This is a genomic window from Acaryochloris sp. CCMEE 5410 (genome assembly GCF_000238775.2).
In the GTDB taxonomy this organism is placed as follows: domain Bacteria; phylum Cyanobacteriota; class Cyanobacteriia; order Thermosynechococcales; family Thermosynechococcaceae; genus Acaryochloris.
Genome location: NZ_AFEJ02000008.1, coordinates 1 through 16,031, shown reverse-complemented (window position 1 = coordinate 16,031; position 16,031 = coordinate 1). Strand labels below are relative to the sequence as shown.

At 45.3% G+C, this 16,031-nt stretch carries 15 protein-coding genes and 1 pseudogene; 8 read left to right on the top strand and 8 right to left on the bottom strand.

Going from position 1 to position 16,031, the window contains the following annotated elements; all coding sequences use genetic code 11:
• Window positions 1-75 precede the first annotated feature (75 nt).
• Both ON05_RS36730 and ON05_RS36725 read right to left on the bottom strand, forming a co-directional pair.
• Window positions 76-663, bottom strand: coding sequence for a type II secretion system protein J (locus tag ON05_RS36730; RefSeq protein ID WP_010478552.1), 588 nt, complete (start codon window positions 661-663; stop codon window positions 76-78).
• 2 nt (window positions 664-665) lie between these two features.
• On the bottom strand, window positions 666-2,123 hold the full coding sequence (locus ON05_RS36725; RefSeq protein ID WP_050857526.1) for a hypothetical protein: 1,458 nt from the start codon (window positions 2,121-2,123) through the stop codon (window positions 666-668).
• A 642-nt stretch (window positions 2,124-2,765) separates the two neighbouring features.
• Here ON05_RS36725 and ON05_RS36720 point away from each other — a divergent pair.
• The gene (locus ON05_RS36720; protein WP_262562729.1) at window positions 2,766-3,479 is read left to right on the top strand and encodes an FHA domain-containing protein; all 714 of its coding nucleotides are present in this window, start codon (window positions 2,766-2,768) and stop codon (window positions 3,477-3,479) included.
• A 171-nt stretch (window positions 3,480-3,650) separates the two neighbouring features.
• Here the strand turns inward: ON05_RS36720 and ON05_RS36715 are convergent, their stop codons facing one another.
• From ON05_RS36715 to ON05_RS36700, 4 genes are all read right to left on the bottom strand, one after another.
• Window positions 3,651-4,178: a hypothetical protein gene (locus ON05_RS36715; protein ID WP_262562728.1), complete on the bottom strand. Its 528-nt coding sequence runs from the start codon at window positions 4,176-4,178 to the stop codon at window positions 3,651-3,653.
• A gap of 11 nt (window positions 4,179-4,189) precedes the next feature.
• Window positions 4,190-4,846 carry a Uma2 family endonuclease gene (locus tag ON05_RS36710; protein ID WP_010478559.1) on the bottom strand — a complete coding sequence of 219 codons (657 nt, stop codon included), beginning with the start codon at window positions 4,844-4,846 and terminating at the stop codon, window positions 4,190-4,192.
• Between the two features lie 502 nt (window positions 4,847-5,348).
• The gene (locus ON05_RS36705; protein WP_010478560.1) at window positions 5,349-5,762 is read right to left on the bottom strand and encodes a hypothetical protein; all 414 of its coding nucleotides are present in this window, start codon (window positions 5,760-5,762) and stop codon (window positions 5,349-5,351) included.
• 3 nt (window positions 5,763-5,765) lie between these two features.
• On the bottom strand, window positions 5,766-6,545 hold the full coding sequence (locus ON05_RS36700) for a ParA family protein (RefSeq protein WP_010478563.1): 780 nt from the start codon (window positions 6,543-6,545) through the stop codon (window positions 5,766-5,768).
• Between the two features lie 261 nt (window positions 6,546-6,806).
• On the opposite strand from ON05_RS36700, the gene ON05_RS36695 reads away from it, so the two are divergent.
• From ON05_RS36695 to ON05_RS36665, 7 genes are all read left to right on the top strand, one after another.
• A complete protein-coding gene (locus tag ON05_RS36695) occupies window positions 6,807-6,941 on the top strand; it encodes a hypothetical protein (RefSeq protein WP_236619102.1) in 135 nt (44 codons plus the stop codon).
• Between the two features lie 238 nt (window positions 6,942-7,179).
• Window positions 7,180-7,863 (top strand): transposase, encoded by a 684-nt coding sequence (locus tag ON05_RS36690; RefSeq protein ID WP_236619103.1) that lies wholly within the window; start codon window positions 7,180-7,182, stop codon window positions 7,861-7,863.
• Window positions 7,776-8,240 (top strand): hypothetical protein, encoded by a 465-nt coding sequence (locus tag ON05_RS36685; RefSeq protein ID WP_262562733.1) that lies wholly within the window; start codon window positions 7,776-7,778, stop codon window positions 8,238-8,240. Before ON05_RS36690 ends, ON05_RS36685 begins: the two co-directional genes overlap by 88 nt.
• Window positions 8,241-8,501: 261 nt before the next feature.
• Window positions 8,502-11,951 carry a tetratricopeptide repeat protein gene (locus tag ON05_RS36680; RefSeq protein ID WP_262562732.1) on the top strand — a complete coding sequence of 1,150 codons (3,450 nt, stop codon included), beginning with the start codon at window positions 8,502-8,504 and terminating at the stop codon, window positions 11,949-11,951.
• A gap of 723 nt (window positions 11,952-12,674) precedes the next feature.
• Window positions 12,675-13,100: a uridine kinase gene (locus ON05_RS36675; RefSeq protein ID WP_262562731.1), complete on the top strand. Its 426-nt coding sequence runs from the start codon at window positions 12,675-12,677 to the stop codon at window positions 13,098-13,100.
• Window positions 13,101-13,182: 82 nt separating this feature from the next.
• Complete coding sequence (locus ON05_RS36670; RefSeq protein ID WP_010478577.1) at window positions 13,183-13,614, top strand: LexA family transcriptional regulator; 432 nt, start codon at window positions 13,183-13,185, stop codon at window positions 13,612-13,614.
• A 71-nt stretch (window positions 13,615-13,685) separates the two neighbouring features.
• Window positions 13,686-14,876, top strand: a complete 1,191-nt coding sequence (locus ON05_RS36665; protein WP_262562730.1) for a Y-family DNA polymerase — start codon at window positions 13,686-13,688, stop codon at window positions 14,874-14,876.
• 136 nt (window positions 14,877-15,012) lie between these two features.
• Here ON05_RS36665 and ON05_RS36660 read toward each other — a convergent pair whose 3' ends face one another.
• Together ON05_RS36660 and ON05_RS36655 are read right to left on the bottom strand one after the other, a co-directional pair.
• Window positions 15,013-15,456 (bottom strand): DUF1810 domain-containing protein, encoded by a 444-nt coding sequence (locus ON05_RS36660; protein ID WP_010478581.1) that lies wholly within the window; start codon window positions 15,454-15,456, stop codon window positions 15,013-15,015.
• A 68-nt stretch (window positions 15,457-15,524) separates the two neighbouring features.
• Window positions 15,525-16,031: pseudogene (locus tag ON05_RS36655) on the bottom strand (ATP-binding protein); the annotation flags it as partial.

Here is a 16,031-nt window from a genome sequence, read left to right as displayed (position 1 = left end):
GAAAATCTTACCCTTGAGAGTTCACCCATTCAGGTCGTATCTGGCCAAGATGGCGGCGTCATATTAACTATGGTTTCAGGGGCATTTGAAGACGGCGTGAGGAATCACCTCAGTATTTACTATGGCTATCGGTTTACTGCCTCCTTGTTCCGTCACTTGATAAGTGATGTTTAACAACCGATATGGATCAGAAGAACTTGTATAGTTGGCGGTTCGAGTAAGGGTATAGTATTTCCCACCTAATGCTCTTGGACCAATGGTTGCGGAGGCTCCCCCTAACCCCGTGACTGAATCATTGAGAAAACCTGATGCAAACCCATCGCTGCTGAGGGTAGCTAGACATCGAGAGGAATAGGGTTGAGTCGTAATTTCATATTGTGCTGCTTGATTGACAACGGTTTCCAAGTCTTCCTGGATCCAACTCACGGCCTCGTCATATTGCGTGGCAACCACCCGGAAGGCCGCTGAAGTCACGATGGCTTGCATGGTCATGGAGACAAACACTGCAGCAACAATCATGGCTACCAATACTTCGATTAAAGTAAACCCGCTATCAGCCTCAAAGAGTGGGTTTGAAGCATCTACCGATGAAGACACTTTCGGGCGCTTCAAATACAACCATAACCACAGGGTGGTTTGGCGCATCGATCTAATTTGAGGCATGACTACAACCTCACCCGTTGCCAATGTTTCACATAGCCAAACTTATTGTTGGGGGTGATGCCAACACCCCCCACTACATCAGCCAGACTGGAAACATTATTGGGCACTCGAATTCCACTGGTGCTGCCATTGGTCGTGATAATGTCATCATCTTCGGATGGCACCATACGAGTATGGGGATCAATGTTGATGGAACTGACAACATCTTCCACCCAAGCGACACCATCAAAATTGGTATTTCCACTACTGGGGCAACCATCTCCAGTCCCCTGTAAGTGGAGATCATTAATCTTGTTGTAAATGAATGCAGTGTCAATACAAGAGTTATCAAATAAATCGATAGGAGGCGTTGAACCAATTGAATTATGAACAATAATCCGTAAATCTCCCACTCGTGGCTGTTGACCATCCGAGCGAGTGTTTCTCAGTTGAGAATTGCCTCGTAGTTCAAAGGAGTCAGTGACATAAAGGTAGACCGGCCCATCTGTCGTATCCACGTTCACTACATCTGCACCATCCAGTTTCAGCTCTTGGATATGGTAGGGGCTGTTGACCGCTGAGAGAGTGGTGCTACTCTCAACGTTGCCTAAACTCGTAACTGTTCCAGGTAAGTCCACTGATAGTGTCTGCGTAATTTGGCATCCCACAATGTTGCCTGCAATGAGATCATTACCTGGACCATCCGTTGCTGTTGAGTAAATGGCGTTGAGATACGAGGAGCGATCGCTATCACTCGGTGCTGACTTATCCGTCAAGCTGTTGTCCGCAGACCAAGCCGGATCGTAGTAGAGATTGGCATGTTGGCCAATGAGGGTACGCCCTCGAATAAAGGCCCCCTGCATTGCTAGAACACCAGGGAAATTTTCTATCTCGGACTGTATGACTAGTGTAGAAAGCACATAAGACACTCGTTCTCCATGTTTCCCTTCTATGAGCAGAGTCCCCGTTTGTTCTGTGGGATTATACCGATAGGCTTTGAGTTGATATTGACCACCAGAACTCATTGCTCCTGAGGTTGTAATACTAGGCGTAATTGTCGTTGCAGTAGTGTCACACGGAGATGAAGTGGTGCCCGTATATCCTGTCCATTCGTCAACAGCAGTTGCTTCTTCATCCCCAGAATTGAGAATGCCATCAGGACCAAGATAGGTACTTCCAGTTTTTGGATTGATCGTATCGTAGCTTCGCGTCAATAAAATTCGATTATTCGGCTGGGTCATTTGAGACAGCATTCGAGCCATGCCCCCTTCGGAAATGGCCAAACTTGCCCCAGACTCTTTCCGGTTCCAGGACGTTGTTCGGTCGCTTTGGGCAATAATCATCGTCGATAAGCCCAAAATAACCATTACGAAGCCCAATCCCATAGCTAGCGGTAAGGCGAATCCCCGTTCTTGCTGATTGGAAAATAATGCAGAGTGGTTGGATGTTCGGGAATGAAGAGTGGCAAGATGATGGGGCAGATTTGGCAAGGTTTACCTCAAGGTTTGTACCTGTTTAGTTGGCTTATCCATAAAAGGCTGTTGCAATAAGTACCCACTAGGAAGGGTGCGTTTCTCAGGCGTAACGTTGACGTTACAGCCAAAATGAGAAACCTAGAACAGTGAATGCCTTAAGGAAGATAGGATTCCTAGCGAAAGGTTTACCCTCTCTTGATCGTGTCTTTTGGGTGTAGTTGCTGGCGACAGAGAATATACTCAATTTGCTATGCAGAGAGGAATATAAAAACGTTGATGTGTACGTAATTCTAGGGAGTAAACCTATACAGTTCTTTGCTTGAACGTCAGCTCAATCCTCATGCCCCACTTGTTCGAGGGTGCTAGCGATGCAAATCATTGTGATGCAGATCACAGTGGGATGAGTTGAATATCACTGTAATGGAAGAAAAATATTCTTGAGATAGAACTATTCAATAATTAGATAACAAAACTATTGGTCTACAAGTACTACTGAGCCACTACATCTAAAGTGCTGTGTTTCAAGTAGACCTCCAATTTTTCCAAATCCAAGATGTGGTTTCATTTCAACACTCAAACTTCTCGAACGATTATTAGTACCCCAGAACTCTTTCTTTTTTGACTATGTCTCATTCCCCAAACGAATCCTTGGAACATCATCTGCTCATCATTGATGAAGGAAAGGAACGGCGCATTATTAAATTAACTGAGGTTGCTTATTCAATCGGTCGGGATGCAACCAATGCCATTGTTTTGTGCGATCCGTCTACTTCCCGGCAGCATGCCATGCTAGTGAGAGTACCGCTTGCTCAGCAGGGACATCGCTATCGAATCATAGATGGTAATTCTCAAGGAAAGCCCAGTGCTAATGGAGTTTACATCAATGGTAAGCGTGGTTCGATACACGAACTTAGGACAAAAGATGTTGTTTACTTTGGCAAGGGAGTTAAAGCGACGTATCTAACGCTAGAGATGGGGCAGGTGGAGTTTCTGAATTATATTGAATCACTCTCCTACCAGAGCCTGAAATCGGATGTCATCGATACTAAGGCGACTGTCGCTGGTTCCAATGTCCCTATGGCTGAATTGACTGAGGTCTTAACGGCTAAGTCCAAATCAACAGCTCAGAATTATCAAACTCCGCTACAGCAGCATACTCAACGTGCAAAAGAGACGGTCCGTCTTTCACGAGAGGAAATTCTAAAAGAGCTGAACAAACCAGTGAGTCGCCAAATTTGGTTGGTTGTTACAGGAGCAGTCCTTACTCTGGTTGGTTTGACAGGTTGGCTAGTTCTCAATGAAAGAAGCGGTAACTCAACTTTGGAGTTTGCCCGAGGGGCAAATAGGTTCACTGAAATCTAAGGCTCGACGATAACTTAACAGCAAAGTCCACTTTTTTAGTTACTACTGGCACAGACCATACTTCACTAGGCAACCAGAGCTGCTCATAGTGAGAAAACTGTTGCAAATACTGCTCCTAGGGCCTGCTCCGGTCCGTCCAAAGCAGAGGCTAACGCACTGGCAAAATCTAGCTCAAGCTGTGTAAACATGGCGCTTATCCTTCAGCGGACAATCCGCAATTTCACACTCAGAAGGTTCCAAGCGGATCGGGGGTTCAAACTCCGTGATTCCGTATCGTTCTTGTAGTACCTTCAGCACCTCCTTCAAATAACGATTCACTTGGGTATTGGTCATCCCCATACAGTGGACAGCCTCAATTTCCGCTAACTTCTCACTCCCCTGCCAAACACTGATGGCCAGGGCATGGAGATGGGTATCCTTGGGCTTTTCCTTGTAGAGGTATAGCAGAGCCACGGAAGGGGCTTGGACGGGAATCGAGAGGATTTCAGTAGTTTCGGCTGGTGTTGATTTCGCCTTCTGCTCCGCATACTCCCCCTTTCGCTTGGCATTGCTTTCCTTACGGTGACGGTAGTGATTCCGTTTGCGATCACAGGTATTATCCTTCCAGCAGTCATCGCCTTGGGGACCATGCACTCGCTTGGCTTCTGCCCTGGAGTAACCAATACAAGCTAAGCATTTGGGGTTCGGGGGCAGTGGCATTCCTTAAACCTCTAACTGGGCTTATTTTCCTGGAGCCACTTCCGAAAATTTCTCATCGCTTGAGCCTCCCCCAGAGAGCGACATTCCTCTAAGTAGCCATAGATCACCTTCTTGTCTAACCAAGGGAAAGTAGGACTGACCTCCACTTCTTGATATTGGCCGTCTTTCAGTTGGAGAATCCGCAGTGTCTCGCCATTGAAGCGCCAAAACTCAGGAATGCCTAGTTTTGCGTAGAGGGCATTTTTGTTGATATCTGAGTGAGTGATATCGACTTCCATCACCAAGTCAGGGGGCGGATCCTTCTCTATATCAACGGTTTTGCCTCTGACCAACGGTTCATTTTGGATATAGAAACATTTATCCGGTTCAGCTCCCTTCTGCAACTGTTTGCGCCGCAAGGTCGTCGAAGCCATCGATTTGATCGTTAGATCGCAATCGACGACCAAATTAAAAATCATCGATCCAAGGGCCTCACTCGGATTTTCATGTGCTTCCAACGGAACCATGAACTCTAGCACTCCCTCGTCATAGGTGATATGTGCTGCTCGATGTTCACCAAAGGCATCCAGAATTTTTTCATAGGTGTCCCAAGAAACATTATTGAGGGTGAGGCGTTGCTCAGCGGGCATCGTCTTCGTTGTTTCGGCAACAGGTAGCTGAGTTTGCATCGGCTTCAGACTCCTGGATATTCACTCCCCACGGCATAAAGGGTAGAACCTAGGTGGGGAAAGAATTGTACAAACCCAGGATACCATACCAATATTTCGTGTATTTTTTCGTGTAATACAGATTTTGGTCACAAATCTGGAATTAAAATCCCCGATCTTATATAGTGATCTGCAAGTTCATGCTCTGTGGTCAAAATTATGTCGCGTTTCTCTCAAACTTCCGACATCCCGCCTGTCCGTCTCATTGAATTGGGCAAGGAAAAATCGGAGGATAGTGCGGTCCCTGTGAAGCCAGGGGTAGTTGACTTGCGATCGTAGCTACTGAATAGTTCCTGTCCCTGAAGAATTTAGCGACCACCCCCCGGCGAGGGATATCGGCAACAGCTCTTGAATTATGTATTTATTGTATTACAATCTTTTAAATATATAAAAGTGCAAAAGTATAAAAGTGCAAATTTATTCATTTGTAATTTTGCACTTTTATTGTTTAATAAATCAGGCATTAAGTCCCGTACTTTTCCATCATGGTAAGGGTTCTGCGAATAACACCAGCTTGTTTGCGTTGTGCTAATCTCACTTGGGCATCATCCAGAATCTCTTTTAGTAATTCCGGTTGTGATTTCAATGCAACAACAGATGCTTCAATAAATGTGTCAGGCGTGACATCAACTTGATCGCATAACTCCATCAAGGACTGCCTGATTTCTTCTTGTAAGTTTACTGCAAGTCGTTTTCCCATTTTTGGTAATGAATCCAGTTCAGCCTTTAATTCAGGTATGTCTGATGTTTGAATTTCTTCTGATGGCAGAGTTTTCTTAGAATTTGATACAAGGGATGCATCACGAGGGGGTACCTTTTTTCTCTTTTTGCTAGTAATTAAACTGCGAATATCACCTTTATCTTTGTTGTCTACCATTTGTTACAACTCCAGAATCTTGCTAACTAATACTTCAATTGGATATGCAAGGCTCTCATGGCCCATTTCATGTAGGGTCTGTCCTCGGTTGAGTGCTTGCTTATATTTCTCTGATTCTCGAATAGCTGGAAGGATGCAGTCTGAATCAAGCCAGTCTTGTGTAATATCCTTCATCGACTGTATGTTGCTTTCACTTTCAGTTGTTCGGTTCATACCCACCCATCGGTCTCTAAAGGGGATAACACCCAAGATTTCTCCGTCGAAAGCTTCTTGCTCCTCTTTAAGATCAGTAATTAGTTCGGACGTTCTTAAAAGTGACTGTAAACCCTTCACACTGGCTTCTACGGGAACAGCAACCCCATCAGAGGCACTAATCACCGTTAATGAAATTTGAGATCGCTGTGGAGGAGCATCGATAACACAATAATCGAACAGATCCTTTATGCGGTTTAATCGCCTTTTGAGTGTGAACGCACCCGTGCCACTACTTGCTAGGTAATCTTGTACGGAATCGAGTGCATCATCTGAGGGTATCAGATACAAATCCTTATAAGCTGTTTCATAGATTCCGTCTGTTGGGCTGACGGTTTTTTTGAGGACTTCCAGAAGTGTTGCCTCTTCTGGTTCAACCTGGTGCCCTAAGAAAGTAGTCAAACTACTTTGCGGATCCGCATCAATGACAAGTACCTTATATCCTTTATCAGACAGAAGTCTGGCAGTGAATAGAGTAACAGTAGTTTTGCCCTGGCCACCTGCTAAAGATACAGAACTAACAATTTTCATATTTATCCATTTCTACAAGTTCAACTATGAAAAATTTGAACTCACACAGTTTAGCTAAGTAGATATTTATATACTTGTATACTTAAAAAAATGTAACTATCTAAAAGTGCAAATTTATAAAAGTGTAATTTTTTACTTTTGTAAATCTCGTATGTTGTAAGTTTATAAATCTATCTTTGTACAAAGTGATAAAAGAATACTTTGATAATGTTGTTTCATATTTATGTTTTAACTTGAAAATCCCAAGAGAAAGTGAACCGAATGACCACCCCAAAAATCATTGGTATCGCTGGCGGTAGTGGCGCAGGCAAAACCACGTTGGCCCAAGCTTTAGTGGATCGTCTGTCCGGTCATGTCCATTATTTCTTTGTATGCACAAGAATGAGCAATTTATAGAATTATCTGCACAACTTTGAATCGCTACAAACTGAACTCAGAGAATATTCTGCTGATTTATAAGTAATGATACTCAAGAATGAGTTTTCAAGAGCTAGATGCACTATGGTAGTCAGGTGAGATTATCTCAGCCCCTTTCGCTAAGGGAGACCCGAAAAAGGTTCTACTGAAGGGAGTCATTAGCCAAGATACTCCCATGAAAGAGAGAAAACGGCCTTTACTTTCAGAGCTAGCTTGCGTGAACTCAAAATGTGAGAGCTATGGTCAAGCGGGCCTTGAGAATTTAATCGTGCGCAAAGTCTATGGACAAGATCAGATTCGATATCTACGCTGTCGTTGCTGTGGAGCAGAGTTCAGTGAACGCAAGAACACCGCCTTTTGGAATACAAAAATTCCTGAATCTCGTGCAATAGAAGTAGGTCGTCAAATTGCAGAAGGGACCTCTATCAAAGGAACATCACGCCTGACCTATACCCACCCGGACACGGTGAAACGTCTGAGCCTCAAATTTGGTCAACATGCCCAGGACTTTCATGAGCAGGAAGCTCAGCAATTGGACATCGACGTATTAGAGATGGATGAGCGTCATGGATACGTCGCTATCAAGCAGCAGCAATGTTGGGATGCCGTTGCCATTGATACTGCGAGTAAATTCATCGTCCAAGTCGAAGTTGGCCCCCGTGACATAAACCTAATAGATAGGCTGATGCGAGCCACTCACAAACGACTGGCCCATCCCCGAGACCTGGTGCTGATGACCGATGGAGAAGCGAGTTATCGTACCCTGTTCCCCATCATCTTCGGGGTATCCTACCTCCCCCCCGTCAGAGCAACATGGGGCGCCCACCCAACTCAAAATACCGGATTCCTCGAACCCTTGCCCACGTCCAAGTCATCAAACATCGTCAGGGGCAAAAGTTAGAAACCGTAGAGGTGAGCAAAGCCCATGGGAGCTGGCAACGCATCAACCAGGCGCTAGACAAAATGGGTTACAACACTCCCAATACCTCAACTGTGGAGCGTTTCAATGGTACTGCACGACGGATGAATGCTCATCAAGTCAGACGCTCACTTGCTTTCGCTCACCGCAGTGACACTCGTCAAGCCGTTGCCTGGTGGAGTGCAACAGTCTACAACTGGGTGAGAGAGCATCGCAGTTTACGTTCTCCTCTTGAAGTACCGGAGGGTAAAAAGCGATTTCAACAGAGAACTCCTGCCATGGCAGTTGGATTGACTGAACTCATTTGGACTGAAGCTCAAATCCTCAGAACACCTGTTTATAGGGCTTCTAACGAATAGGGGGCTGAGATAATCTCACGTGACTACCTGCACTATTTCTGAGAGAAAAATAAAATCATTAAATAATTAGCTGCACTATTTCTGAGACAACTAGCCGCCATTGGTGTACTACAGACCTCCAGTCTTCATGAAGACTTGCGTAAATCTCTAGGTAACGCCTGATAAATGTTATGAGCTATAGGTGCCAACAGCGGTGTTTTTGTCTTTGAATGAAATAATTAGATTAAGTTTGGACCTCAGTCATTTCAGTGAAATACGATAGTGCCCATTCCTAAAGCCCACTTCGAGCATCCCTGCACCACCTATAAGCAAGCAGTTACACAAAAGTTCAGCGCTTTAGGTTTCAAGGCACGTAACATTCTGGTTCTGTATGGTTCACCAGAAGTAAGTTGGCATGTCAACAGAGACCTGTATAAGTCAGTCACTAGGGAAGCCATTCCAACTGTCCGCTTGGATGCTTATGGGTTAAGAACAGAAGGCAAGCAAGCCTCTATCGAATGTTTGCTTGACCTCCGTAGACAACTCAAAAACAGAGACATTGACTTTAGTGTCTTTGACTATGCCTTATGGCTCTACCTTTCAGATCGCTATTTTTATATGCCTCTCGATAGTTTGAGCTATCAAAAAAGGTTGAAGAAGATAGATAGATTGGGCACCATCACAGGAAAGGTGAGTCCCTATTCAGGCATCATTGGGGCGAGTAAGGATTTAAATAAGCAAGAACTTCTCAAAGATGTCGGGATAGAAGAAGTTACTTCCACAGCTTTAGAACTCATAAAATCCACCACCCCAGAACTTATTGAGGTTTTTGAAGCTGGGTTATCCCTGAATTCTTTTTGGGAAAAACTCAATTGGTTTGCTCTTCACCTCAATCAGCGAGCAAGGCAATGGTGGATGGAGAGGGGGGCAGAAGACCTAAAAGAACTCAAAGACAACAGCTTGAGTCCCAGTGATATTAGTCAATACTTGCCTCTTTTTCTTGCTAGAAGCCTGAAACGTCATTATCAACAGTCCAAATTACCTCCAGATAAACAGAAATTAGTGATCTTCATCGATGGATATGAGGCACTAGAAACTCACCCAGAGACTCAACAATGTCTTTGGCTAGAGCAGATGATGGATCAGTCAGAAGCTAGTCCCTACATCCTATGGGTAATGACAACAGACAAAAAACTGAATTGGATGGAAGATGCTGAGCAACATCCGATTCTTCCTTTAACTAATCCTGAAGTAAATCAAATCCTTCAAGACTATGAGATAGATGATCTAGCTCATCGAGAGAAAATGATTGATCTCTCCTTGGGCAATCCTCAGTACTTAAATGCCATTCTTAGTAGTTGGGATGAGCATTATGGAAGGACCGATAAGCCCTACAAATTCCCTTCATCCATATCAGAGCTTTTAGGTAATCAAGCTGATATCTGGGGTTCAAGACTCTACAAGCTGTATCAAGTACTCTCCGTTCCAAACTTTTGGGATGCCCAGATTCTAGAAGCTCTCACAGAGATTGTAGGTATATCCCTTTCAGAAAGCCAAAATATCATCTCAGATTCCCCATATATCGAGGTACTTGGGGATGAAAAAGCTTCCCTAAACCCACTTTGGAAAGAATACTTGCATACTCATATTGACACAGTGTTAAGTAGTGAAATCCATCAGCGGCTATTTGAGATTTATCAACAGCGAATCGAATCCTATACTGGGCTTTCCAGTGATATCCAACAGGCTACCCATCATGCTCTTTTCTCTGCAAACGTTGATGACAACATTGAGTGGGTTCTTAAACGAATCCAACTAGAACAGGAAGCGCAGCATCACCAAGAGGTGATTCCAGTGCTAGTAGACATTACAGATTCAGAGGACTTATCAGAAATCCTGCAAACCCATGCATATTTATACCTAGGAGAATCCTATATAGCCACTAGAGAATTTCAATTGGCGATAGAGGTTCTTGAAACAGCTCGGGATCAATGGGAGAACGTAGAGCTTGATGATGGTCTTGACGCTGCGGAGACTGAGTACTTATTATCTGAAGCGTATTTGAGAACTCAGAGAATATATGATGCGGACAATGCTGCCTTCAATTCATTGACCCTGCGTCAAACAAAGCTTGAGGATTCTGATCTTGCAATTGCAGAGTCCGCAATGCAACTGGCACTGGTTACACAGCAGCAAAATACATCCAAGAAGCATCAAGAAGCTATCCACTATAGTAAATTATCCCTCAGCGTTATTGAAAAGCAGGCTGTCGTTCCACGCTTACAACTTGCTCAATATCAGTATTTTGCTGCCCAAATAGTCAGCACACCTCATACTCTTGATGATGCTACTCATCTCTGTAGGCAAGCTTTACAAAAGCTAGAATTAATTGGTAAGCATGAGACCTATTTAGCTATTGAGTGCCACTGTTTATTAGGCAATCTAATGGTTCAGATGGGAGAAAGACATCTGAGTGAAGCTTTTTATCAATTTACTATTGCCTCTCAGTTAGCAGAACAATTACTAGGACCAACTCATGCATTTTACACATCGATTATTCAAGCCCGTATTGGAATCTTGAAACATATTGGTCAGGATGAAGAAGCCAATGAATTAGAAACCCAATTGGCAGACTATAAATTAATTCAAGTTCAAGAGGATTCAATTGATCTAGCATACGCACTCAACCACAGGGGTTATTCGTTATCCGAGAGGGGGAAGTATGGTCGGGCAGAACCCCTCTATTTGCAAGCGTTGCAGATGAGACAGAAGCTCATGGGCACCGAACACCCCGATGTCGCAACTAGCCTCAATAACCTGGCAGAACTCTACAGAAACCAAGGACGGTATGAGGAAGCCGAACCCCTCTATTTGCAAGCGTTGCAGATGAGACAGAAGCTCATGGGCACCGAACACCCTGATGTCGCGACTAGCCTCAATAACCTGGCAGAACTCTACAGAAACCAAGGACGGTATGAGGAGGCAGAATCCCTCTATTCGCAAGCGTTGCAGATGAGACAGAAGCTCATGGGCACCGAACACCCTGATGTCGCGACTAGCCTCAATAACCTGGCAGCACTCTACAGAAATCAAGGACGGTATGAGGAGGCAGAATCCCTCTATTCGCAAGCGTTGCAGGTGAGACAGAAGCTCATGGGCACCGAACACTCCGATGTCGCGACTAGCCTCAATAACCTGGCAGAACTCTACTACAACCAAGAGCGGTATGAGGAAGCAGAACCTCTCTTTTTGCAAGCTCTACAAATGATACGGAAGCTCATGGGCACCAAACACCCCTATGTCGCGAGTAGCCTCAATAACCTGGCCTTACTCTACTCCGACCAAGGACGGCATGAGGAGGCAGAACCCCTCTTTTTGCAAGCGTTGCAGATGAGACAGAAGCTCATGGGCACCGAACACCCCGATGTCGCGAATAGCATTCTGAGTCTGGCAGCGAATTATAGAAACCAAAGACGATATAAGAAGGCAGAACCCCTCTTTTTGCAAGCGTTGCAGATGAGACAGAAGCTCATGGGCACCGAACACCCCGATGTCGCGAATAGCCTCAATAACCTGGCCTTACTCTACTACTACCAAGGACGGTATGAGGAGGCAGAACCCCTCTATGTGCAAGCCTTGCAGATGAATCAGAAGCTCATGGGCACCGAACACCCCGATACACTTACAATTCAAAGAAATTTAGAAATTTGCCGACAACAAATGAATGAATGAATAAATCACATTCTTGATAGGCAGATGATTCAAGTCTTTTTCAAATTTTGATTTACTTCGTCCAATGAACAACCTGAAAAGGTCTCAGTGACAGGAGTAGAATAAAAACTATCGCGAGCAGGTGCTTCAGAGTATCTGTGATAAGTGAGAGCCAGTTTCACTGCTTTCCAGTGCCCATGTGATTCACTACTTTTGTGTTCCATGCAAGTAGTTGTCCGCTTCTGCTCGGACTTGTCTGAGCATGGTGTTAAGGTCGCACCTTCTGCCGGGAGCAATATTTTTAAACTGGGTAACTAAACCTAGTTTGAGAATACAGGATAAACCTGTCGTGGCAGCGCTTAAATTGCCCCCGAGCAAGGGGGAACCCCTGAACCTCAAGGCCAAACTAAATTCTATTTCTTTTGGATTGATTGGATTAATTTCAGTAATTTTTGCAATGGCTGTCAACAAGTACTAGGGGTTGAAAGAGCTGACGTTCCTTTCATTTCGGTATGAAAAATTAAGGAGCTGTGCATGTAAAACTTTAAAACTGGAGGTTTTTATTTTCTTTATCTGCTAATTATCGAAACGGCGCAAATTCATAAATTGTTCATCTAATTCCTTAAAGCTGTGCGTATAAAGAAATAATGGACAGGTCAAGCTTTACTCATCAGCCATGATCACTATTATCGATACATGCCCTGTGGCAACTATGACTTACCAGAAGCACTGGAGACTGATCTGATGATCGCTCATCTGGAACGGCTGCGGTCTGGTCGATCAGTTGAGCTGCCTATTTACGACATGATCGCTAATTCCCGGAAAGCAGAGACTATCCAGGTGCATCCCCATCTATTTATCATCGTCGAGGGGATTTTCGTTCTAACTCTACCTGAAATTCTGGAGTGCCTAGACTTCAAAATTTACGTCACGACACCAGATGATCTAAGGATGAAGCGCAGGATTACCCGAGATTCCAAGGATAAGTTGAGAACGAAGGCCAGTGTGATCCAAGAATGGCAAGCCAACGTCATGCCCACTCATAAGGAGTTAGTTGAGCCTGGTGTTGCAGTGGCTGATCTGGTGGTTTCTGGTGAGAGTGCTGTGGAAGAAGTTGTAGCGAGGATTTTGGGTGGATTTATGCCAATTTCCCTGCCAGACCCCCTTTAAGTCTCGGCCAAGGAATAAGAAATATCCTAGAGAAAATAACTGGAACTGTGCTAAATATAAATAGTACATATATATTAATGTAATGCTCATTTGCTCAGTTCACCCTGTCGCTTGGGCGGATTCTCTGTGTCTGCCTTTTCTATCAGCTCCAGTTTCTGCTGGTTTCCCAAGCCCAGCCGACGACCATTTGCAGAAAAATCTGAATTTGCAAGATGCCTTGATTCCCCGTCCTGCCGCGACCTTTCTGATGCGAGTCGAGGGGGATTCGATGGAAGGCTGTGGGATATTCTCTGGGGATTTGTTGGTTGTGGATCGCTCCATTGATCCAGTGGATGGAGCCGTGGTAATCGCGGTTCTAGACGGTGAGTTTACGGTGAAGCGGTTCCGTAAAACCCAAGGGAAAATTTTACTGACAGCCGAAAATCCAGACTATCCTCCCATCACTGTGCAAAGGGGAATGGATTTCTCTGTCTGGGGGGTCGTGACCTATGTAGTTCACGGTCTGGAAGCTTGAAACGGCATCTGATCGGGCTTTGTGACTGCAACTCATTCTACGCAAGTTGTGAGTCAGCTCTGAACCCTCGCTTGCAGCATAAGCCCGTGATCATCGCTTCCAACAATGATGGGTGTGTTGTCACAGCCAATGCCAAAGCTAAAGCCTTGGGTCTGATCATGGGTGTGCCCTTATTCAAAGTGCAAGATCTGATCAAGAAACACGATGTCCGGGTTTTCAGTTCCAACTATGCGTTGTATGGTGACCTGTCTTCCAGAGTGATGACGATTCTGGAGACCTTTACACCAGAGCAAGAAATCTACTCCATTGATGAGTGCTTTATGAGAATGCCAGAATTTGCTGAGGCCACAGCTTACTCTCATAAGGTACGTAAGACGGTGTTGCAATGGACGGGGATTCCTGTGTCCATTGGCATTGCAACTTCCAAGACTCTCTCTAAGATTGCAAACCACGTAGCAAAAAAGCAAAAGCAGTATGGTGGGGTGTTTGATATTTCCACTGCCCGTAATGCTGAAGGGATTTTGGCTACCTTTCCAGTCGCAGACATCTGGGGGATTGGTCGCCAATACAATAAGTGGTTGTTGAGTCAGGGTATCGAGACAGCGAAGGAGCTGCGGGATGCAAACGAGGGGCTAATCCGCAAAAAAATGGGCGTGGTGGGGGTGAGGATGATCCATGAGTTGCGGGGTATCTCATGTTTGCCCCTGGAGCTGGTTGCTAAACCAAAGAAGGAAACCTGTGTCTCTCGCTCTTTCGGTCAGCCAGTGACGGAGTTAGCGGATTTGCAGGAAGCAATTGCGGCCTATGCATCCAGGGCAGCGGAGAAGCTGCGCCACCAAGAACAAGTATCGGAGGCAATGGTTGTCTTCGCACGGACAAGCCCTTTTAAGACTGGGTATTTTCGGCAATCTGCGACGGTGCAATTCCCCATTGCCACCAACTACACTCCGACAATTGTGGAATCTGCTCGTAATGCGATGAAGCGAATCTATGAATCAGGCCGGGAATTTCAGAAAGCGGGGGTGCTGATGGTGGGTCTGTGTCCTGAGACAACAATTCAGGGGCATCTCTGGGAGAAGGATGAGGGCTGGGAGAAACGGAAGCGCCTGATGTCGATCATGGATGAGGTGAATGATCGGTTTGGTCGTGGGACTTTGGAGATTGCGGCTTCGGGGCTAAGGCAGACCTGGCGAATGCAGTCGAAGTGGCGATCACCGAGGTATACGACGTGTTGGACGGAACTGCCAGTGGCGAGTGGTTGACGGGAGTGGGAGGTTAGGCTGAACTGCCCTATGTGGACACGGTTTCTGAGTGGTGTGTGAGGGGAGATTGTGATGATGTTCCCTATCCTAAATTAGCCATTTTTTGGGTAATGTGTCTAATCCAGACAGCATTGAATCAGCTATCCTGTAGTAGTCCAACCGTTCGTGGATCCATCTTTCCATCAAAATACTTGTCGATGAGCTTATGAAACACGGAATCTGTGTTTGAAATTTGCGCGAATAACGTTGCGCAGGATCGAAGCTTCATATCGTCAGGTTTACCAAATATTTCAGTGGCTGATCGCCCATTAATGCATAGTGCTGCATCGCAGATGGCAAGAAGGCGTGGTCCCAGCACACCATGCATAAGGTACGCATAGGCTTCGTCCGCACCCGTAATTCCGTAGCGTTGGGATGTTGTACTGCGACCGAGGCCGGAAAGCTGAGGAAATACATACCACATCCAGTGTGATAACTTCCGTCCGCTCTTGACCTCAGACAATGCTAGATCAAACGAATCTCTCTGCGCCACTACAAACCGGGCGAGGTCAAACGGATCGTCGTTACTTGATTTTGACATTACAGATCTCTGGACTAGTGTTTTTTCGGTCGTCTTCTGGCGCTGAATTTGAGTGATAGGGTGTTCCTCTAATGATTTGTTGAACTGATAGCTAGTTCCTGAATTGTCTCAATCGGAACCTGCTCAGCCCTAATCAGAGACATGTTTGCCTTCAGACTAGTGACTTCTCCAGCTCGGATTGTAAAGAACTCACCGACTTTTTGATTTGCTAGCTTGCTGGTAACGTCTACCTTTGCCTCACTTAACATCGGCTTTAGCTTATTGAGAGCGGTGTTTTCCTTCACCTTGCCAACAAACCAAGATGAAATTTGGTCCCGGCATTTGTAGTCCAAGTCTCCTGGACTTTGTGTGGCTAGAAGAATGCCCAGTCCGGCTGAACGTGCCCGCTTGAGCAAACTTTCCATTGGCTCTTTAGTTGATGGTTTACCCTGTGCAGGCAAGTACAGATCAGCTTCGTCAAATAGGACAACAGCCTGCAAATTCTGAGATGGACACTTTCGAGCATATCGATTGAGATCCAGCAGAAACTGAGAGACCCAAAACAGAATATTGGTGTTATCGCCCAGCGTTCCCAG